The 20,095-nt window shown below is 68.4% G+C and carries 20 protein-coding genes; 4 read left to right on the top strand and 16 right to left on the bottom strand.

Features of this window, described 5'->3' with window-relative positions:
• Positions 1-221 precede the first annotated feature (221 nt).
• Together QBJ92_RS14945 and QBJ92_RS14940 are read left to right on the top strand one after the other, a co-directional pair.
• The gene (locus QBJ92_RS14945) at positions 222-800 is read left to right on the top strand and encodes a GNAT family N-acetyltransferase (RefSeq protein WP_277970497.1); all 579 of its coding nucleotides are present in this window, start codon (positions 222-224) and stop codon (positions 798-800) included.
• Between the two features lie 83 nt (positions 801-883).
• Entirely contained in the window at positions 884-2,104 is a 1,221-nt protein-coding gene (locus QBJ92_RS14940) for an ROK family transcriptional regulator (RefSeq protein ID WP_277970496.1), read from the top strand.
• Between the two features lie 45 nt (positions 2,105-2,149).
• Here the strand turns inward: QBJ92_RS14940 and QBJ92_RS14935 are convergent, their stop codons facing one another.
• The 4 genes from QBJ92_RS14935 to QBJ92_RS14920 form a co-directional block, all read right to left on the bottom strand.
• A complete protein-coding gene (locus QBJ92_RS14935; RefSeq protein ID WP_277970495.1) occupies positions 2,150-4,372 on the bottom strand; it encodes an ATP-binding protein in 2,223 nt (740 codons plus the stop codon).
• Between the two features lie 238 nt (positions 4,373-4,610).
• A complete protein-coding gene (locus QBJ92_RS14930) occupies positions 4,611-4,931 on the bottom strand; it encodes a hypothetical protein (protein ID WP_431358414.1) in 321 nt (106 codons plus the stop codon).
• Positions 4,921-5,520, bottom strand: a complete 600-nt coding sequence (locus tag QBJ92_RS14925) for a 3'-5' exonuclease (RefSeq protein WP_277970494.1) — start codon at positions 5,518-5,520, stop codon at positions 4,921-4,923. Before QBJ92_RS14925 ends, QBJ92_RS14930 begins: the two co-directional genes overlap by 11 nt.
• A gap of 208 nt (positions 5,521-5,728) precedes the next feature.
• Complete coding sequence (locus QBJ92_RS14920; RefSeq protein ID WP_277970493.1) at positions 5,729-6,973, bottom strand: YihY/virulence factor BrkB family protein; 1,245 nt, start codon at positions 6,971-6,973, stop codon at positions 5,729-5,731.
• A 175-nt stretch (positions 6,974-7,148) separates the two neighbouring features.
• Here QBJ92_RS14920 and QBJ92_RS14915 point away from each other — a divergent pair, with 175 nt between their 5' ends.
• Positions 7,149-7,637 (top strand): hypothetical protein, encoded by a 489-nt coding sequence (locus tag QBJ92_RS14915; RefSeq protein ID WP_277970492.1) that lies wholly within the window; start codon positions 7,149-7,151, stop codon positions 7,635-7,637.
• Between the two features lie 19 nt (positions 7,638-7,656).
• On the opposite strand, the gene QBJ92_RS14910 is transcribed toward QBJ92_RS14915, so the two are convergent.
• Together QBJ92_RS14910 and QBJ92_RS14905 are read right to left on the bottom strand one after the other, a co-directional pair.
• The gene (locus tag QBJ92_RS14910) at positions 7,657-9,360 is read right to left on the bottom strand and encodes a cation acetate symporter (protein WP_277970491.1); all 1,704 of its coding nucleotides are present in this window, start codon (positions 9,358-9,360) and stop codon (positions 7,657-7,659) included.
• Positions 9,357-9,683: a DUF485 domain-containing protein gene (locus tag QBJ92_RS14905; protein ID WP_277970490.1), complete on the bottom strand. Its 327-nt coding sequence runs from the start codon at positions 9,681-9,683 to the stop codon at positions 9,357-9,359. The genes QBJ92_RS14910 and QBJ92_RS14905 overlap by 4 nt, the downstream gene beginning before the upstream one ends.
• A 171-nt stretch (positions 9,684-9,854) precedes the next feature.
• On the opposite strand from QBJ92_RS14905, the gene QBJ92_RS14900 reads away from it, so the two are divergent.
• Positions 9,855-11,153, top strand: coding sequence for a metal-dependent hydrolase family protein (locus tag QBJ92_RS14900; protein WP_277970489.1), 1,299 nt, complete (start codon positions 9,855-9,857; stop codon positions 11,151-11,153).
• Between the two features lie 32 nt (positions 11,154-11,185).
• Here QBJ92_RS14900 and QBJ92_RS14895 read toward each other — a convergent pair whose 3' ends face one another.
• Genes QBJ92_RS14895 through QBJ92_RS14850 form a run of 10 tightly spaced genes read right to left on the bottom strand, consistent with a single transcriptional unit; the run spans position 11,186 to position 20,094 of the window.
• Positions 11,186-11,743 (bottom strand): histidine phosphatase family protein, encoded by a 558-nt coding sequence (locus QBJ92_RS14895; RefSeq protein WP_277970488.1) that lies wholly within the window; start codon positions 11,741-11,743, stop codon positions 11,186-11,188.
• Entirely contained in the window at positions 11,740-12,504 is a 765-nt protein-coding gene (cobS, locus tag QBJ92_RS14890) for an adenosylcobinamide-GDP ribazoletransferase (RefSeq protein ID WP_277970487.1), read from the bottom strand. Before cobS ends, QBJ92_RS14895 begins: the two co-directional genes overlap by 4 nt.
• 1 nt (position 12,505) lies before the next feature.
• A complete protein-coding gene (cobT, locus tag QBJ92_RS14885; RefSeq protein ID WP_277970486.1) occupies positions 12,506-13,525 on the bottom strand; it encodes a nicotinate-nucleotide--dimethylbenzimidazole phosphoribosyltransferase in 1,020 nt (339 codons plus the stop codon).
• Positions 13,522-14,982: a cobyric acid synthase gene (locus tag QBJ92_RS14880; protein WP_277970485.1), complete on the bottom strand. Its 1,461-nt coding sequence runs from the start codon at positions 14,980-14,982 to the stop codon at positions 13,522-13,524. Before QBJ92_RS14880 ends, cobT begins: the two co-directional genes overlap by 4 nt.
• Complete coding sequence (gene cbiB, locus QBJ92_RS14875) at positions 14,970-15,881, bottom strand: adenosylcobinamide-phosphate synthase CbiB (RefSeq protein WP_277970484.1); 912 nt, start codon at positions 15,879-15,881, stop codon at positions 14,970-14,972. Before cbiB ends, QBJ92_RS14880 begins: the two co-directional genes overlap by 13 nt.
• On the bottom strand, positions 15,878-16,648 hold the full coding sequence (locus QBJ92_RS14870) for an ABC transporter ATP-binding protein (protein ID WP_277970483.1): 771 nt from the start codon (positions 16,646-16,648) through the stop codon (positions 15,878-15,880). Before QBJ92_RS14870 ends, cbiB begins: the two co-directional genes overlap by 4 nt.
• Positions 16,645-17,607 carry a FecCD family ABC transporter permease gene (locus tag QBJ92_RS14865; protein WP_277970482.1) on the bottom strand — a complete coding sequence of 321 codons (963 nt, stop codon included), beginning with the start codon at positions 17,605-17,607 and terminating at the stop codon, positions 16,645-16,647. The genes QBJ92_RS14870 and QBJ92_RS14865 overlap by 4 nt, the downstream gene beginning before the upstream one ends.
• On the bottom strand, positions 17,604-18,413 hold the full coding sequence (locus QBJ92_RS14860) for an ABC transporter substrate-binding protein (RefSeq protein ID WP_277970481.1): 810 nt from the start codon (positions 18,411-18,413) through the stop codon (positions 17,604-17,606). Before QBJ92_RS14860 ends, QBJ92_RS14865 begins: the two co-directional genes overlap by 4 nt.
• Positions 18,410-19,024, bottom strand: coding sequence for a cob(I)yrinic acid a,c-diamide adenosyltransferase (gene cobO / locus QBJ92_RS14855; RefSeq protein WP_131530122.1), 615 nt, complete (start codon positions 19,022-19,024; stop codon positions 18,410-18,412). Before cobO ends, QBJ92_RS14860 begins: the two co-directional genes overlap by 4 nt.
• Complete coding sequence (locus QBJ92_RS14850) at positions 19,021-20,094, bottom strand: aminotransferase class I/II-fold pyridoxal phosphate-dependent enzyme (protein WP_277970480.1); 1,074 nt, start codon at positions 20,092-20,094, stop codon at positions 19,021-19,023. The genes cobO and QBJ92_RS14850 overlap by 4 nt, the downstream gene beginning before the upstream one ends.
• Position 20,095: the final 1 nt, after the last annotated feature.

Here is a 20,095-nt window from a genome sequence, read left to right as displayed (position 1 = left end):
CGTTCGTGGCCGGATCGCCGCCAGTTTCAAGCCGTTTGCTGCAGATCGGTGTCGCTTCGTCGCCCGAAAACCGCAGTTTCGAGCGCGTCGAACGACGCAGCATCGATTGCTGGAAGCGCCCGAGCATACCCGCTCCGGACTCTGCAATACGAATGCTCATCCTATAAGCAAAACCGGGCTGTAGGACATCGTATTTGCGGCCGTCCGCCAAAGGAGATCATATGAAGCCGTTCGAAACAGAGCGCCTCTGCATCCGGAACTTCGAACCGCACGATGCGGCCGATCTCCTCGCCTATCTCCACCAACCGACTTCACACTGCTTCATGGCCCTCGCGCTGGCCGATCTTGACGCGGCACGGTCCGAGGCGCGCGCGCGGAGCAGCAGCAATGATTATCTGGCCATCTGCCTCAAGGATGGCGGGCGGGTGATCGGTGATATCTTCGGGGTCGCGGAACCGTCGGACACAGTGGACCAGTCGGATACGGTTGCGGTCGGTTGGAACCTCAACCCGCACTTCGGCAAGGCCGGATATGCGATCGAGGCGGCGCGAGGGTTGTTTGCAGATCTGTTCTCGGTACGGAACGCGCGGCGTATCTACGCCTATGTCGACGAGGGGAACGCCGCGTCCGAACGGCTGTGCGAGCGACTGGGGATGCGCCAGGAGGGCGTCTTTCGCGAGTATGTGTCGTTTGTGAACGACGCACACGGCAAGCCGGTTTTCGAAAACACCAAACAATATGCGATATTGCGGCATGAATGGGCGCGTGGCGCTGACGCCAGCCGCACCCCCGCCCCATAAAAATGGAAGACGGTGACGGAAGATCAGAAGCTTTTGTCGACTTTCGTTCGGACTGCCGTGTAACGATAGGTCGGAAAGGCAGCATGATGATCGACGAACCGGTACGAGAAGCACGCGGGGCGCGATTGGCCGTCTCCTTGTCGGGGACCAACCTGGCCCGCGCCAGCGACTATAATCAGCGCGTCGTGCTCCAGGCGATCCGGACGAGCACCGAGACGACGCGGGTCGACTTGTCCCGGACGACCGGGCTCACGCCGCCGACGATCGCCAACATCACGCGCAAGTTGATGGACGCAGGTCTGGTCAAGGAAATCGGTCGGCTGCAGGGACCGCGGGGCCAGCCTGCGATCCGCCTGACGATCGAACCGTTGGGGTGCATCGCGATCGGTCTTAACATCGATCGCGACCATCTGACGCTGGTCGCGCTCGACCTTGCGGGGCACGTCCGCGCGCGGATCGCACATACGGTGGCGTTCGCGCTGCCCGAGGATGTGGTCGATTTCGTGACCGGCGCGATCGGGCCGTTGCTGGCGAAGGCCAAGGTCAAACGCGATCGGGTGCTGGGGGTCGGCGTGGCGGTGCCCGACGACCTCGGGCGGATCGCGCTGCCGGGGCGCCCGCAGGCATATAGCCGATGGGCTGGTCTTTCGATCCCTGAGCTGCTCGCGACCGCGTTGCCCTGGCCGGTCCTGGTCGACAACGATGCCGCCGCGGCCGCGATCGGCGAAGCGCAGACCGGCGCAGGACTCTCCTTGTCGAGCTTCTTCTACATCCTGATCAATTCGGGGCTGGGCGGCGGGTTGATGATCGACCGGCATTATGTCGAGGGGGCGAACCGGCGCAGCGCAGAACTCGGGCTGCTTCCCGACGCGACGAGCGCGGTTCCCGGCGCGGTGGTGCAGGATATCGTGTCGGTTTCCGCGCTGCTGCAGTATTTGGCCAATGCCGGGATCGACGGTGCCAGCCTGGGCAATATCGACGAAGCCGACCCTGCGGTTCGCGCCGTGCTCGACCATTGGGTCGAGCTCGCCGCGAAGGCGCTGGTCGCGCCGCTGGTCAACATCAATTGCCTGATCGACCCGCAAGCGATCATCGTGGGGGGGCGGCTGTCCGAGCCGCTGGTCGATGCGCTGATCGAACGGTTGCACGCGCATCTGGGGAACCTGCCGCTGCCCGCGATGGCGCCGATCGTGCGTGCCGGGCTGGGGGAGGATGCCCCCGTGATCGGGGCGGCGTTGCTCCCGTTCCTGGATCAGCTCCTGCCGTCCGACGCGACCTTGATGCAGGTCGGTCGCGCGGCGTGACGCTACCCGTATGACTCGTTGCCGTGGTGTTCCGGTCCGGCGCGATCAGCCGGCGGGACGGGGCACCTCGTCCGGGGCGTCGGCTGCCTTCGCGGCAGCATTCGCCGGGCCTGTCACGCGGCGGAAGGCCGTGCTCAGCGCATCGATCGAATAGGGTTTGCGCAGCAACTCGAATTCGCCCGCGCCGTCCTTCGACAAAATCTCGCTATAGCCGCTGGTCAGCAGGATCGGCATCGACGGATGCTGACGCCGGATCTCGCGGGCGAGGTCGATACCGTTCATCCCCGGCATCATCACATCCGAGAAGACGACGTCGAACCGCTCCTCCATCTCCGCCAACCGATCCAGCGCTTCGCGTGCATTGCGTGCGAGCACGATCCGGTGACCGAGATCGTGCAAGGCGCCCACCGCAAAGTCTCCGACTTCGGGATCGTCCTCGACGACGAGGATGTGGAGCGCCATTGCCGCTTCATGGTGGGTTTCATGCTTCGGCGCGACGGTCCGGGGCAGCGTGTGGTTGCGGGGCAGGAAGAGCGTGAAGGCCGCCCCGTTGCCGGGCTCGCTCGTCACGACCACTTCGCCGCCCGACTGTTTGGCAAAACCGAAGACTTGCGACAGACCCAGGCCAGTGCCGTGGCCAATCCCCTTGGAGGTGTAGAAAGGCTCGAAGATTCGATCGAGCAGATCGGGTTCGATCCCGGTCCCGGTATCGGCGATCGTGACCGAGACCCAATCGCCGAACCGCTCCTCATGCCCACGGATCGCGGGGATACGGTCGCCCGGGGCAACCGTGATGGTCAGGCGCCCCTCGCGGGCCATCGCATCGCGTGCATTGACCGCCATGTTGACGATCGCGGTTTCGAACTGGCTGACGTCGGCGTTGGCGAAGCACGGTACGTCCGGGAGATGCAGGTCCACCGTGATGACCGCACCCGCCAGCATTTCCATCATGTCGTTCAGGCCCCGGATGGTAGCGCCGACATCGAAAATCTCGGGAGTCAGCGACGACCGCCGCGCGAAGGCGAGAAGCTGGCTGGTCAGATTGGCCGCGCGATCGGAGGTTTCGGCGATCGCGGCGATATAACGGTCGCGGCGGCTTTCACTGAGATCGGGGCGCCGCAACAGCTCGGTCGACCCGCGGATGACGGTGAGGAGGTTGTTGAAGTCGTGCGCGATCCCGCCGGTCAACTGGCCGAGCGTCTCCATCTTCTGCGCCTGGCGCAATGCCTCGTGGACGCGAGTCAGTTCTTCGGTGCGCTCCGCCACGCGCCGCTCGAGCGTGCTGTTGACGTCCTGCACCGCCGCGAACAGCCGCGCATTGTCGATCGCGATCGCCGCTTGGGCGGCGATCCCGCCGAGCAGGCGTTCGTGTCGTTCGGTGAAGCGCCCCGGCTCGGGATGCCCGAACAGCAATCCGCCGAGCACGTCGCCCGATCGCGAGACGACCGGTGCCGCGATGTAGCTGCGGACCGGCAAATGGCCAAGCGGCATGCCCAGCGAACCGTCCTGACCGTAGCGCGGGTCGGCGACGATGTCGTCCGATCGAAAGACGCCTTCATTCTGGAAGGTCGGCCGGAACACGGCGGTCGAGCGGGGGCGGCCCAGCTTCTCGAAGTCGGCGCGTTCCGCGCCCGACAGCGTGAAGAGGTGCAGGCGCTCCCCGGACTCGTCCATCACATTGTGGAAATACGCGCCGAAACGCGCCCCCGTCAGCGCGACCCCGGCGTCCGTCACCATCTGGACCAGCGTTTCCTGGTCGAGCTCGGCGACCAGCGCCGCCCCGGTGCGATTGAGCGTTTCAAGCGTCTCGGTTTCCGCGATCAGGTTGGTTTCCATCTCGACGGCGGTCGTCACCTCGATCACCGTCGCGAGCAGCCCTGCGGGAACGCCGTCGCCGTCCATCACCGGCGCGTAGCTCAGGTCGAAGAAGATCCGTTCCGGCCGACCGTTCCGGAACAGCGTGATCTCTTGCCGCGAAAAGGTGAGCGAGCGCCCTGCGAGACCCTGTTCGACGATCGCCGCATTGAATGCTGCCGCCTCCGGCCAGGCGTCGACGACGGGAAGACCCAGAATGGCGGGATGGCTGTTCCCGGCGATCTCGGCATAAAGCGCGTTGTAGAGCAGGATCCCGTCGCGACCCCACAGCACTGCCATCGGTAGCGGGGAGTTGAGCATGACCCCGGTGACGACCTGCAGCGGCATCGGCCATGTTTCCAGCGGACCGAGCGGGGTGCGGCTCCAGTCATGCGCCGCGATCAACGCCGCCATGCGGTCACCGCTACGAAGGGAACCCGGCAGGCCGTGCATTGAAAAGGGCTCCGCAAGAGGACGACGGGTGGGACGGGCAGACTTAACCAACGAACGTCGGCGAAGATGCACGCCGGCGGCCTCTAACATCTGCTTTGTACAGAAACCACCGCGAACCCTGCGTCGCGATTATGATGCGGGGTTCCGCGCAGCCCCACCCAAGATCGATATGCCGTTGGACGGAACGTGCGGAGGACATCTAGCCCAGCGCCGCGAACCAGTCCGCATAGGGCGTGGTGCGCGCCATGTGCCGGTTGAGATCGGGGGCGCCGTCGTCCCACCATACCGGGCCGCGCTCGCCGAGCGACCGTTTGGCCTGGTCGACCCGCGCGCGTGCCGCGATTTCGGCGTCGCGGTCGTGCGATCGCAAAGCCGATCCGACGTCGCGACGGGCGGTCATCAGCGCGTCGACCAGCGCCTGGCGATCGGTCTCCGAGAGCGCCGGGTCGCTTTTGCGCCACAGCCGCCCGCGCACCACGAAATAGCGGCCATCGGGGGTCACGGGATAGTCAGCCGCCACCGCGAAGCTCGCTCGCCAGGGTGTTCGCCGCCTCGCGGACGGCAAGCCAGCGCGCGCGTTCGTCGATCGCATCTGAAAGCGCGCGATGGGCGGGGACATGATCGGGCGCGCGAACGTCGGTCAGTGTAAGCAGGGTCTCGACCGTGGTGTCGAGCTCGGCTTCGGGCACCAGCCCGGACAGGATGGCGGTCGCGGTTTCGCGGTGTGCGTCGTCGCTGTCGCGCAGGCGCAGGCTGTGCCGGTCGATACCGGCGGCGCGCAACAGCGCGCTGAGCCATTTGCCGTCCCACGAGGGCGCGCTCGCGAGGAGATCATGCCCCGCCAGGTCCGCGACCATCCGTGCGGCGACAACGGCGTGCGGGGTGCCTTCCGCCAGCAAGGTCGCGTGCGGGATATGGTGGATCGCCTCTGCGGCGGGATCCCAGTCGGTCCATTCGGGGGCGGGCTTGATCAGATAGGTTTCCGATCGTCCGTCCTCGAACACCCAGGCGACCTCGATCGGATAGCTTTTCTTGGCGAGCGACGAGGCTTCGAAATCGAGGAAGACCAGCATCGCATCCGAACGCAGGAGCGGGCGCAAACGTCTCATCCGAACCGTCCCTGAAAAGCGAAAGGCCGCCCCTTACGGGACGGCCTTTCCATTGTCTTGCCTGGTCGGCGGCTCAGATGAGCGCAGCCCCCGTGGTGGAAGCCAGACCCATGAGACGTGCCGCGAACGGCATTGGACAATGAGACATTCGACCACCTCCTTTCAGTTGTTGACGATGACCAGCATGTGGGTGTGGCCATCGCGGCAATCAAGACCCGATTACAACATGTTGCGACGACTCGATCCGCTTGGGTCCGGCATCGGGCGCGTGCCCCGCCACGTCTGTTCCGGGACGATCGCGCATGAGCCAGGCCAATGCCGCGCTTCCACCCAGCAGCAGTGCACCTTCCCAGCCCCGCCCACGCCGCAACAGCGTCAGACCGAGCGTGGCGGCGACCGACGTCTTCCAGCCGGCGCCCTGCGTCGCGATCCCCCCCGCGCCGATCAGGCCGACGGCCGTCGTGCGCGTGTCGCCGGAAGACGTGTCGCGCACAGCCGGCAGATGTGCGTGGCCATCCCCCGCCACATGGTCCGCGGCCCAGGCGCCGCGTTGCCCAAGCGGCGCAGCGGCGTGCGTCGTGTCCCGCGCGGTCTGGTGCTCGATCTCCGCGTTAAGCTCGGCGCCGAACAGCAGGATGTAGCTCGACAGATACAACCACGTCAGCGTCACCACGACCGCGCCGAGCGAGCCGTAGGTCGCGTTGTAATTCCCGAATTGCGCGACGTAGAGGCCGAAGCCGATCGTCAGGATCAGCCACATCACCGCGGCGAACAGCGATCCCGGGGTCAGCCAAATCCAGCGCGCATTCCGGCGCGAGGGGCCGTAGCGGTAGAGGGCGGCCGCGGCAGTCGCGCCGACGATCAGCACGACAACGTAGACCGTGACCTTGCCCGCCACCACGGCGATCTCCGGTGCCCCCGGGAACAGCGCCTGCAAGTAGCCGAGCGCGGTGATCGCCACCATCGCGAGCATCGCGGCGACCACCGCGGCGGCGGTGATCCCGATCGCGAGGAGATTGACGCGGATGAACCCGCGCTTCTCCTCCTCTTCATACGCGACGTTGAGCGCGGTGATGATCGCCCCCGCGCCGTTGCGGGCGCCGAACAGCGCGAGTCCGAGCGCGAGCAGCAGGCCAAACCCCTTCTTGCCGTCCGATGCCTGCACCACCCCCATCAACTGTTCGCCGATCAACCGGGCGACGTCGGCGGGCATGACCGAGGTCAATTGCGTCATGTCGCGCATCACGGTCGCCGGGTCCGCCGCGAGGCCGTAGACCAGCACCGTCGCGCCGAGCAGCGGGACGAGCGCGAGGAAGCCGTAAAATGCGACGCCCGCCGCGATCAGCCCGATATTGTCCGTGCCGGTTTCGGCCCAGGCCCGTTTCAGGATGGCGATCCACGCCGCCCGCGGCATTTGCCACGGGCTTTCCGCCGTATGTCCGTAGTGATCCACTCACGCCCCGCTACTCGCCGCCACCCACCATAAGGCTTGGGATGTGAACCCCCCGATGCGGTCACCGTTCCACGCCGCTGTACCGATCCGCCCGCTCGACTCTGGGAACGCCGGTGGCCAAACCCCGCCGTACGCCGTATTCCGCCTGGATCGATCCAAGGGGAACAGGCGCGTCGTGGGACAGAAGGCATCATGGCTCGCACTGCTGCTCCTCGCCGGATGCGGTCCGCAGCGGACGCCGCCGGCCAAGCTGACGTTCGGCGGCCTGCCGGTGCGCGGGAGCCTTGCGGACGCGCGCGCGGCGGGGTTTACCGACTGCGTCCGACCGGACTGGGACACAATGCGCTGCCGCCGGCACACGGTGATGTTCGCGGGTGCCGGACCGTATGAAGCCGCGGTCGACCTTGTCGGTCACGATGGCAGCGGGGGCTTCGACCAGGTGATCCTGTGGCACACGCAGGATCAATATGCGGTCTACAAGATCACCGACGTGCTCGACCGGACGGGCTGGACCAATTGCAGCACCGGCGATGGCGAGCGCGGCGACCAGATCGTCTATTCGCGCGCCGGGGCGCCCGTGCGGATCTCGATGGACCTGAGCTATTGGGGCAAGCGCCGTCTCAGGCTGCTCCCGATCGGGAACACGCGCGAACGGCGCTGCTGAGCCCGGTCTCTCAGGGGCGCTAGTGATCGGCTGCGGCGTGGACGCCGATCCCCGTCTCCGAGCGCAACCGTTGCTCGGGATAGGCCGCGCGGTCGATCGCCGAGCGCGGTGAGCGGTCGAGCGTCGAGATCAGCCAGATCGCAAGGAATGCGGCGGGGACCGAGAACAACGCGGGCGAGCTGTACGGGAAGATCGCAGCCTCGAAGTGGAACACTGCGACCCAGATCACCGGCGACAGCACGGTCAGCACGAACGCGCTGAGCAGCCCGATCGCGCCGCCCCACGCCGCGCCCTTGGTGGTGCAGCCCTTCCACAGCAGCGACATCACCAGCACCGGGAAATTGCCCGAAGCCGCCAACGCGAAGGCGAGGCTGACCATGAACGCGACATTCTGCTTCTGAAACACGATGCCGAGGATGATCGCGGCGATCCCGAGCAGGATCGTCGTGATCCGCGACACGCGCAGTTCCTTGACCGGATCGGCGTTCCCCTTGCGGATGACGCTTGCGTAGACGTCATGCGAAATCGCCGACGCCGCCGACAGCGTCAGCCCCGCGACCACCGCGAGGATCGTCGCGAAGGCGACCGCCGAGATGAAGCCGAGGAACAGGTTTCCGCCGATCGCGTGCGCCAGATGCATCACCGCCATGTTGTTGCCGCCGCGCAAGGCACCCGCCGCATCGACATACTCGGGGTTGAACGAGATCATCACGATCGCGCCGAAGCCGAGGATGAAGGTCAGCGCGTAGAAATAGCCGATCCACACCGTCGCCCACAGGATCGACTTGCGCGCCTCGCGCGCGTCGGGGACGGTGAAGAAGCGCATCAGGATATGCGGCAGGCCGGCCGTCCCGAGCATCAGCGCGAAGCCGAACGACAAGGCCGAGATCGGATCCTTGATGAACCCGCCCGGCCCCATGATCGCGCGGCCCTTGGCGGCGGCGTCGGCAGGGGAAAGCCCGCTTTCGAGCGCGAGCTTCGTCTTGACCGCGACGGCTCGCGCGAACAGCGCCTCGAGCGAGAAGCCGACGCTGGACATCACCCCGAGCACCAGGAAGGTCGCGCCGCAGAGCAGCATCACCGCCTTGATGATCTGCACCCAGGAGGTCGCGCGCATGCCGCCGAACAGGACATAGACCATCATCAACCCGCCGACGACGATGATCGCGATGAGATAGGGCAGGCCGAACAGCAACTGGATCAACTGCCCCGCGCCGACCATCTGCGCGATCAGGTAGAAGGACACGACGAGCAACGTGCTGACCGCCGAGAAGCTGCGCACCGGCCCCTGCATGAAGCGGTACGACGCGACGTCGGCGAAGGTGAAGCGCCCGAGGTTGCGGAGCTTTTCCGCGACGAGGAACAGCACGATCGGCCAGCCGACGAGGAAGCCGATCGCGTAGATCAGCCCGTCATAGCCATCGTTGAAGATCTGCGAGGTGATGCCGAGGAACGACGCCGCCGAACAATAATCGCCCGCCATCGCGAGGCCGTTCTGGAAGCCGGTGATCCCGCCGCCGGTGTAGAAATCCGACACGGTCCGCGTCCGCCGCGCCGCCGCGCCGGTGATCCACAAGGTGATCGCGACGAACCCGCCGAACATCAGGATCGCGGTCCAGTTGGTCGGTTGGCGCGCGACCGCACCCGCGATCGCGGCATTCGCGCCGGTCGCCCAGCCGAGCAGCGCGAGCAATCCGGCGCAGCGGAACAGGCTGGGCGTCATGCGCCTGCGTCCGCGAGCAGTTCGGCAAGGCGGGCGTCGTAGCTCCCGTTCGCGCGCCACACGTAGACCGCGCAGATCGCGACCGTGCCGACCAGCATCGCCGCGCCGAGCACCACCGCCAGGCTGATCGTCCCGCCGCCGACCGGCTGCGCCATCGACGGCTTGTCGAACGCGATCAGCGAAATGAAGCTGCTGTAGACGATCACGGTGATCGCGGTGAGGATCCACGAGAACCGCTGCCGGTCGCGCACCAACGCGACGTAGCGGGGGTCCGCGGCGATCCGCGCTTCGAGCGCGCTGGCGGTTTGGTTCGGGGCTGGCATGGCGGTATCATCGGGGAGGATGCCGCGGATGGCAACGTCCTGCGCAACGCTTTGATCGGCAGGCCTCTTGATCGTCGCGGCGGGTCATGGTCTGTGATGCCCCAGGCGGGGTTCTCCACCCGAAAGCATCCGCCGATCCATAACCGTCTTCCGTCTGCACAAGGATGCCCGATGCGTTCAAAATCCTGCCTGTTCGTCTTGCTCGCTTCGGTAGCCACGGTCGCGGCGGTCCCTGCGTCGGCCAAGACGGTCGTCGTCACCGCGGCCCACATGCTCGACGTGCTCGGCGGCAAGCGCGTCGACGATGCGCAGATCACGGTGGTCGACGGGCGGATCACTGCCGTGGGCAAGCGCGGCGATGCGATTCCGGCGGGCGCGGAGCGGATCGATCTCGGCAACCGCACCGTGCTCCCCGGGCTGATCGACATGCATGTCCACCTGACCAGCGATCCTACGCTCAGCGGCTATCGCGGGCTCGAATTCACCGACAGTTACTGGACCGTGCTCGGCGTCGCCAATGCGCGTAAGACGCTGGACGCCGGCTTCACCACGGTGCGCAACGTCGGCTCCAGCGATTATGCCGACGTCGGGTTGAAGCAGGGGATCGAGCGCGGTGAGATCCCCGGCCCGCGGATCGTACCTGCGACCTATGCGCTCGGCGTGACCGGCGGGCATTGCGATGCGACCGAATTCCCGCCGTCGATCACCACCGCCGCCCCGCAGATCGCCAACTCGCCCGAGGGCTTCCGCGCGGCGGTCCGCACGATCCGCAAATATGGCGCGCAGGTGGTCAAGGTCTGCATGACCGGGGGCGTGCTTTCCAAGGGCGATTCGGTCGGCGCGCAGCAACTGAGCTATGAGGAGATCAAGGCGATCGTCGACGAGGCAAAAATGCTGGGGATGCGCGTCGCGGTCCACGCGCATGGGACCGAGGGCATCAACGTGGCCCTGCGCGCCGGGGTCGACACGATCGAACATGCCAGCCTTGCCGACGCCACCTCGTTCAAGCTCGCCAAGGAGCATGGCGCGTGGTTCGACATGGATATCTATGACGACGACTATATCCTCGCCGAAGGGGCGAAGAACGGGGTGTTCCAGGAGAGCCTCGACAAGGAACGCGCGGTCGGGCTCAAGCAGCGCCAGACCTTCCGCGCGGCGCATGCCGCGGGGGTGAAGATGCTGTTCGGGACCGATGCGGGGGTCTATCCCAACGGCAACAACGCGCTGCAATTCGCCAAGATGGTCGAATGGGGCATGAGCCCGATGGAAGCGATCCAGTCCGCCACCAGCAGCGCCGCGCAAGCGCTCGACCGCACCGCCGACGTCGGCGCGATCGCGGTGGGGCGCTACGGCGATCTGGTCGCGGTGGATGGCGATCCGCTGGCGGATATCCGGACGCTGGAGCGGGTGGCGTTCGTGATGAAGGGCGGCGTCGTCGTGCGCGGGGGGAGTGTGTCAACGAAGGGCTGATCTTCTCAAGCCCCTCCCCTTCAGGGGAGGGGCTAAGCTGCGTCTCGCGACACCGCGACGACCTCCCCGCACGCCGGAATAAACCGCACCATCGCCTCCAGCGGCTCCCCCGCCTGCCACGCCCGCAGCGCCGCGATCGGGCCGCCGTGCGCGATCACCAGCGTCGTACCCGACGTCGGCAACCGCCCCCATGCCGCTTGCGCGCGCTCGGACAAGTCTTGCCCGGTCTCCCCGCCACCGGGGCGAAACCCCGTCGGATCGGTGACCATCCGGTCCATAAGATCCCCGGTTTCGCGCCAGATCGCGTGCCAAGTCCGCCCCTCCCACGTACCGAAGTCGCGTTCGAGCCATCCGGCATCTGCGCAAACCGTAACCGCCCGCGCGCGCGCGATCATCTCAGCCAGCCGCTGCGTGCGCAGCGCGCCCGAATGGATGATCGCGTCGATCGGATGCCCCGCCAGTTCCCCGGCTAGCGTGCCCGCCATCGCGGTGCCCGCGCGGCTCCACCCCATGTTGGATCGGCCATAGCAGCGCTTGCGCCACGCGAGCGCGACGGGCGGGTGCCGCAGCAGCAGCACCGATGCACTCACGCCGCCATCGCAAGCAGGACGACGAGCTGCCCCATATAGGCCGCGAACCCGAGGCAATCCCCGGTGCTCCCGCCGATCCGCCGCCGCAGGAACCGCGCCAGCCACCACAGGAATATCGCGCCGACGACCAGGCTCGCCGTGACCGGAACGAGGTGCGACACCGCCAGCGGCACGATCCCCGGCACCGCCATCATCAACGCGAGCAACACGCGGTGCGGGGGCACCAGCCCGGCGCGCACCGCCATGCCGTCGCTGCGCACCGGCGCGACGACTCCTGCGAGCAGCACCGCCCACAGCCGCCCCATTGTCGCCGCAGCCACGATCGCCGCAACCGCGACCGGCGCGGGCAATGCCACCATCGCCGCCAGCCGCAACCCCACCGACAGCCCGAGCCCGAGCGTGCCGTACGTGCCGATCCGACTGTCCTTCATGATCCTGAGCGCAGTCTCACCCTGCGCGGTGCCGCCGAACGCATCGCAGAAATCGGCGACCGCATCCTCATGGAACGCGCCGGTCAGCAGTCCCTCGACCATCAGTGCGAGGATCGCCGCGACCAGCGGCGGCCACACCGCCCCCGCGCCCACGAACACCCCCGCCGTCACCAGACCGATCAGCGTCCCCACGATCGGCAACCACGCCATCGCGCGCGCGAGCCCATCCGCCGCCTGCTCCGCCGAAATCCGCGCCAGCACCGGCACCGGCAGCCGCGTCAGGAACTGCAGCGCGAGCAACGGCGGGGCCCAAAGAGGTGCGCGCGTCATGTCAGTCCGCCCGGTCCGCGCCGATCGCGTCGAGCCGCGCGACGTCGGTGAGCAGCGCGGCGGCGGCATCGAGCAACGGCAGCGCGACCAGCGCGCCGCTCGCTTCCCCCAGCCGCATTTCCCATTCGAGGATCGGCGCCAGCCCGAGTGCTGCAAGCGCGGCGGCGTGCCCCGGTTCGGCCGAGCGATGCCCCGCGATCATGCTGCGGACCGTGCTCGGCGCAAGTCGCTCGGCGATCAGCGCGGCAGCGGTCGCGACATAGCCGTCGAGCAGAAGCGTGCACCCGCTTGCCGCGCCCTGCGCGAAGAACCCCGCCATCGCCGCGATCTCATACCCGCAGACCGACGCGATCGCAGCGGTCGCCTCTTCGGCAAGCAGCGGGGCCGCCCGCGCGACCGCCGCCGCGACGACCCGCACCTTGGTCGCGCGCGTCGCGTCATCCGCCCCCGCGCCACGCCCGACCACCGCATCGCCGTCGAGCCCGGTCAGCAGCGCCGTCAGACACGCGGCGGGGGTGGTGTTGCCGATCCCCATCTCGCCAGCGATCAGCAGCGCGGCCCCTTCCGCAACCGCGTGGCCCGCTTCGTCCGCACCGACCTGCCACGCAGCATCGAACTGCGCGCGCGTCAGGGCGGGGCCGTGCGCGAGGCTCGCGCTGCCGTCGCCGATCCGGGCATCGCGGAAGAAGGCGGGCGGATCGACCGGGCGCGGCCCCGCGACGCCGACATCGACCAATCGCAGCGGGCAATCGTTCGCAGCGGCCAGCGCGCTGCTCGTCGCCGCGCCCGCGAGGATCGTGCCGACCATCATCCCCGTCACCGCCGAAGGCCAGGCCGACACGCCGTCCGCGACGCAGCCGTGGTCGCCCGCGAACAGCACGACGCGGCGGGGCCGGGTGCGGGGATCGATCCGCCCCTGCGTCAGCGCGAGCGCAACCGCGATCTCCTCGAGCCGCCCGAGGCTGCGGCGCGGTTTGGCGAGCGCGTCGAGATGCGCCCAGACGGTGTGTTCGTCGATCATCCGGCGTCCTTTGCGATGGTAAGCAGCGCGTCCACGTCGACCACGCGTTCGAGCTCCAAGGCGATCGCGTCGAGCGCGGCGTCGATCGTCTCGCGCCGGTCGAGCCCGTCCGACACTGCGCCGAGGCTCGCGACGAGCCACGCGCGGGCTTCCGGCTGATCGAACAGGCCGTGGACGTAGCAGCCGCCGATCTGCCCGTCGCGCGCAGTCGTCCCGTCATGTGCCCCGTCGTCGAAGCGCAGCAGCGGCGGTGCCGACGGATCCACGGTCGTGACGCCTGCGTGAATTTCGTACCCGGTGAAGCGCGCATCCGCGTCCGCGAACCGCCCGCTGATCGGGCGGGTGCGCTTGTCGGCATGGATCACCGTGTCGATCGGCAGCAGGCCCAATCCCGCCACCGAACCGGCTTCGCCCTCGATCCCGTCGGGGTCGGCGATCGTGTTCCCCAACATCTGATACCCCCCGCAAATCCCGAGCACCCGACCGCCGCGGCGGACATGCGCGGCGAGATCCATGTCCCACCCCTGCGCGCGTAGGAAGGCGAGGTCGGGAATCGTCGCCTTGGTCCCGGGCAGAATGACCAGCGCTGCGTCGCCGGGCAGCGGTTGCCCCGGGGGGATCATCGCGAGCCGGACGCCGGGTTCGTGCGCGAGCGCGTCGAAATCGTCGAAATTGGCGATCCGCGACAGCATCGGCACCGCGATCAGCGGACCCGCGCCGTCGCCGGTATCGCGCCCGAGCGCGACCGCATCCTCCGCCGGAAGCCGCGCCGCGTCCGCCAGCCACGGCACGACGCCGAGGCTGCGCCAGCCAGTGCGCTCCACGATCGCGGCGAGGCCGTCGTCGAACAGCGTCACGTCGCCGCGGAACTTGTTGATCAGGAACCCGCGGATCATCGCGGCATCAGCGGGGTCGATCACCGCCTGCGTGCCGACCAGCGCCGCGATCACGCCGCCGCGGTCGATATCGCCGACCAGCACGACCGGCACGTTTGCCGCGCGCGCGAACCCCATGTTGGCGATGTCGCCGTGGCGCAGGTTGATCTCGGCGGGAGAGCCCGCGCCCTCGACCACGACGATATCGGCGTCTGCGTTGAGCCGGTGATAGGCGGCAAGCACCTCTGGCAATAGCTCGGGTTTGCGCCGCCAGTAATCGCCTGCGCGCATCGTCCCCTGCGCCTTGCCGCGCACGACCAGTTGCGAGGTCCGATCGCTTTGCGGCTTGAGCAGGACCGGGTTCATGTCGACGCTCGCCGGAATCCGTGCGGCAATCGCCTGCAACGCCTGTGCGCGGCCGATCTCGCCGCCATCGGCGGTGACGGCGGCGTTGTTCGACATGTTCTGCGGCTTGAACGGCGCGACCCGCAGCCCGCGATTGGCGAATACGCGGCACAGCCCCGCGACCAGCACCGACTTGCCGACGTCGGACCCGGTCCCCTGCAACATCACGCCAGCCATGCGATTCCCCCGACGATCACCCATAGCAGCACGCACGCGACCCGGTAGATCCGCAACGCGCGCGCCAGATCGCGCGCACCGGGCCGGGGGCCTTGGCCGAGGATCGCACGCATCGCGGGTTGGCGATCATAGCTGACCGGGCCGCCCAGCGTGCACGATAGCGCGCCCGCCATCGCGGCTTCGGGCCAGCCGCCATTGGGCGAGGCATGGTGCCGCGCGTCGCGCAGCATCGTCCGCCAGCCGCCGCGCCCCGCGAGACAGAGCAGCACGCCCGACAAACGTGCCGGGAGCCAGTTGACGCCATCGTCCGCGCGCGCCGCCGCCCAGCCGAACCAGATGTAGCGCGGCGTACGGTGGCCGATCATCGAATCGGCGGTGTTGATCGCCTTCGCCGCGAACAGGCCCGGCAAGCCCAGGAGCAGGAACCAGAAGGCGGGCGCGACGACGCCGTCGCAGAAACTCTCGGCGAGGCTTTCGATCGCGGCGGTGGCGACGCCCGCTTCGTCGAGCGTATCGGTGTCGCGGCCCACGATCATCGCGACCGCATTCCGCGCCCCCGGCAGATCCCCCGCGGCTAGCGGTCGCAGCACGGCACGGACGTGATCGTCGAGACTGCGCTGCGCGAGGCCTGTCGTGCCGACGAGCACGACGATCGCCAGCCCCCAGCCATGACCAGCGACCCGCTCGATCGCGCCGCCGAGGATCGGCGACGCTCCGATCAATACGCCAAGCAACGCGACTCCGCCGACCCGCTGCCGCACCGCGTCGCCGCGGTTCCAGCGCCGCTCGACCGTGTCGATCAGCGCCCCCGCCGCCATCACCGGATGCCACCAGCCTCTCGGATAGCCGAGCGCGGCTTCCGCGATCAGCATCGGGAGCAGCAGCGCGGCATGGTTCACCGCGCGATCGGCAGGATGAAGCGGTGGCCCGCGGGCGTCAGCCCGATCTCGACGTCGACGCCATACGCCTCGGCGATCAGCGGCGCGGTCAGCACGTCCTCGGCAGGCCCCGCGGCGACGACCCTGCCGCCCCGCAGCAGCACCGCATCGTCGGCGACACGCGCGGCGAGATGCAGGTCGTGCAGCACCAGCACGACCCCGCTCCCCGCATCGGCAATGCTGCGCAGCCGGGCGAGCACGTCGAGCTGGTGCCCGGGATCGAGGCTCGCGAGCGGTTCGTCGGCGAGCAGCCATTCCGGCTCCCCCGCCAGCACGCGGGCGAGCAACGCACGACCGCGTTCGCCGCCCGAGAGATGCTCGACGCCCTGGTCGGCGAGCCCGGTCATGTCGGTCGCCGCCAGCGCGCGTGCGACCGCGTCGCGGTCCGTGGCGGTCTCGCCCCAGCGCCCGCGATGCGGCAGGCGTCCAAGCCCCACCAGCGTCGCGACGTCGATGTTCCAGTGCACGTCGGCGGCCTGCGGCAACAGCCCGATCGCGCGCGCGCGGACATGCCGGTCGATCCGCTGGACGTCCTGCCCGTCGAGCGTCGCCGCGCCGTCCTCGGGCTTGCGCAACGCGGCAAGGCAATCGAGCAGCGTGCTCTTGCCCGCGCCGTTCGGCCCGAGCAGCGCGGTCACCCGCCCGCGGCGGAACACGTGGCTGACGGAATCGAGGATGCGCTTGCCGTCCAGCGACAGGCCGATCCCCTCGGCGGCGAGCACGCTCATGCAAGCCTCCTGCGCATGCGGATCAGCAGATACAGGAAGAACGGCCCGCCCAGCATCGACATCGCGATTCCCAGCCGCAATTCGCTCACCGTCGGCGCGAGCCGGACGAGGCTGTCCGCGACCGTCAGCAGCACCGCCCCGCCGAGCGCGGAGGGGAGCAGGATCGCGGACGGCCGGTTCCCCGCGAACGGGCGCACCATATGCGGGACGATCAGCCCGACGAACCCGATGATCCCCGCCGACGCCACCGCCGCGCCGACGCACAACGCAGTCCCCGCGATTACGACAAGCTGCAGTCGCCCCGGATCGACCCCGACCGAACGCGCCGCCTGCTCGCCGAGCGTCAGCGCATCGAGCGACCGCGCGGTGGTCGCGAGCAGGGCCGCGCCTACCACGATCAGCGGCAGCGCGACCTTGATGTCGTCCCAGCTGCGATCGGTCAGCGCGCCCATCAGCCACGTCACGATCTGCGACGAGACGAACGGCGTCGGCGCAAGGCTGATCGCGAGCGCGGTGAGCGATCCGGTGATGCTCGTCAGGATCATGCCTGCGAGCGTGAACAGGATCAGGCTTCCCGATCGCCCCGCGATCAAGGCGAGCAGCGCCATCGTCACCCCGGCCCCCGCGAGCGCGAAGGCGGGCAGCAACCACAATTGCACCGCATAACCGAAATAGAGCGACACGACCGCGCCGAACGCCGCGCCCGACGACACCCCGAACAGTCCGGGATCGGCGAGCGGATTGCGCAGATAGCCCTGCATTACGGCCCCCGACAGGCCGAGCGCACCACCGACGAGCAGCGCCAGCAACGTTCGGGGGAGCCGCAATTCGACGATGATGATCGAACGCGGATCGGCGGCAGTCCACGCATCGAGCGGGACCCAGATCTTGCCCGAGGCGACCGACAGGGCCGCCGCCAGCAGCAGCGCGAGCACCAGCCAGAGCGTGAGCCGGGTCATGCCGCGAACCCGCTGCGCACTTGCCGCAAGCGCGCCATCGCATCGATGATCGTCGGCCCACCACAGTTCATCAGCCGGATCGGGTAGGGCGCGACCGCGATATGCTGCGCCAGCCGCCGCACCGCTGGATGCGACGTCACCCGATCCTCGCCCGTTTCGGCGGCGGCGGTCGACAGCAGCACGCGCGGCGGTTTGGCGATGAGATATTCGAGCGGCAGCACGTCCCATTTCTTGAGGCCATAGGCAGCACTCATGTTGCGGAACCCGCCGCGCCGGAGCAGTTCGTCGGGAAGCGTGCCGCTGCCGGGGACGAGGCCGCCCGACTGCCAGATCAACGCCGATACCGGCGTGGCGCGCGATGGCGTTGCCGCCGCCGCGATCCGCGCGGCCAGCGCCGCGCTGCGCTCGGGATGCCGCACGGCGGCGGCGATGTCGCGCACCTGCGTGATGCTCTCCGCGACGCTCTCGGGCACCTTATACTGCACCAGCGTAATGTGCAGCCGCTTGAGCGCCGCGACGGTCGCGGGTTCGGTATGCGGGCCGGTCAGCACCATGTCGGGGCGCAGCGCGACGACCTCTTCCGCGGTCCCCGAGGTTGCATGGAAGCGATTGGCGATGCCGAGCGGGATCGACGTCGCGCGCGGGTCCTGCGAATAATGGCTGATCCCCGCGATTTGCGCCGGGTCCGCGACGCGCACCAGTACCGCGTCGATACACGGGTTGATCGACACGATCCGCGGCGGGCGCACCGGCGCGGCGGAGGTCAGCAGCGCCGCCGCAAGAGACAGAGCGAGCAATCGGATCAAAACTCGACGCCCTTCTGCGCCTTGAACCCGGCATTGTACGGGTGCTTCACTTCGGTGAAATCGGTGACGAGGTCCGCGATCTCGAGCAATTCGGGCTTCGCGCCGCGCCCGGTGATGCAGATGTGCTTGGTCAGCGGGCGATCCTTCAGAAACGCGACGATCTCGGCGATCGGCAGCGTGTCGTCGCGCAGCACGATGTTGAGTTCGTCGAGGATCACGAATTCGATTGCGGGATCGAGGATCATCGCCTTGGACCGCTCCCAAGCGGCGCGCGCTGCGGCGATGTCGAGTTCGCGGTCCTGCGTGTCCCAGGTGAAGCCTTCGCCCATCACCTCGAACGTCGCGAGATCGGGATAGGCCTCGAAGAAGTTGCGCTCGCCCGTCTCCCACTTGCCCTTCACATATTGCAGGATCGCGACCTTCATCCCCCAGCCGATGCTGCGGATCGCCATCCCGAACGCGGAGGAGGACTTGCCCTTGCCGTTGCCGGTGTGGACGATCAGCAGCCCGCGTTCGAGCGTGCGGCGTGCCTGCATCCGCTCGCGCGCGGCGGCGATGCGTTTGCTGCGCGCGTTGTGGCGGGCGAAATCTTCGGGGGTTTCGGTCGTCATCGGGGGAACTCCTCGAGCGCGGTGGCGAGACGGACGAGACCTGCCGCACCGCGCGGCAGGCCGATGCGCAGCCGGTCGGGCTGGTCGGCGAAGGGACGAGTCAGGATGGCATGATGCGCGAGCGTTTCGAACAGCTTTGTCGCACCGTCGCATGCAATCAGCCGGAACAGCGGCGCGTGGCCGACGACGTCGAGGTTTGCATCGCGCAAGACTTCGTCGAGCAAGCCGCCCGTTTCGGTGATGCGCGCCTGTTGCGCGCGGTGCCAGTGCTGGTCGCGATACGCCGCGGTGCCGATCGCGACCGCCGCGGACGACACCGGCCAGTCGCCGAGTAACGCGCGCAGTCGCGGGGCAAGATCGGTTCCGGCGATGACGAACCCCAGACGCAGACCGGGGAGCCCGTAGAATTTTCCGAACGAACGCAACACGACGAGGCGGTCGTCGGCGTCCGGGCAGAGTCCGGGCGCGGGGTCGGCATAGGCTTCGTCGACCACCACAGTCATCCGTTGCGCCAGCGTGCGCAAAAGCGTGGGATCGGTCACACGCCCGTCCGGGTTGGCCGGGCTGGCGAGGACGAGCAGGTCGGCGTCTCTGACGCCGCGGTGGTCCTGCGCAGGCAGGAGCCCAGAGTTACGCGCGTTCGGTGCGGTACCCTCGGCACCCGCCTGCGCGGGGGAACCGCTCGTTTGTAGGGCCGTGACAGCTTCCGGTGCCACGGCAACCGCGTCAGGCCATGCCGCGAGATGCCCGGCATAGCCCGGCCGCACCACGCACGGTCGCCGCGCAGCGATCACCGGCGCGAGCAGCCGCATCGCAAGGTCGCTGCCCGGAACCGCGACGACCCGCGCCGGATCCGCCACGCCGAACGCCTCCGCCGCGGCGGCCTCGAGCCCTGAGATCGCGTCCGGTTCGGGGAGCTGCTCCCACCCGAGCGGCAAGCCTGCGACCGGCCATGCCCAGGGCGCGATCCCGGTCGACAGGTCGATCCAGTCGTCTCCGCCGAACATCGCACGCGCGGCGTCCACGCGCCCGCCGTGCGCGTGGAACAGGGCAAGATCGCGCGAGCGCAAC

It is taken from the genome of Sphingomonas echinoides, assembly GCF_029623395.1.
GTDB classification, from domain to species: domain Bacteria; phylum Pseudomonadota; class Alphaproteobacteria; order Sphingomonadales; family Sphingomonadaceae; genus Sphingomonas; species Sphingomonas echinoides_A.
This window is presented reverse-complemented; position numbering and strand designations above follow the sequence as displayed.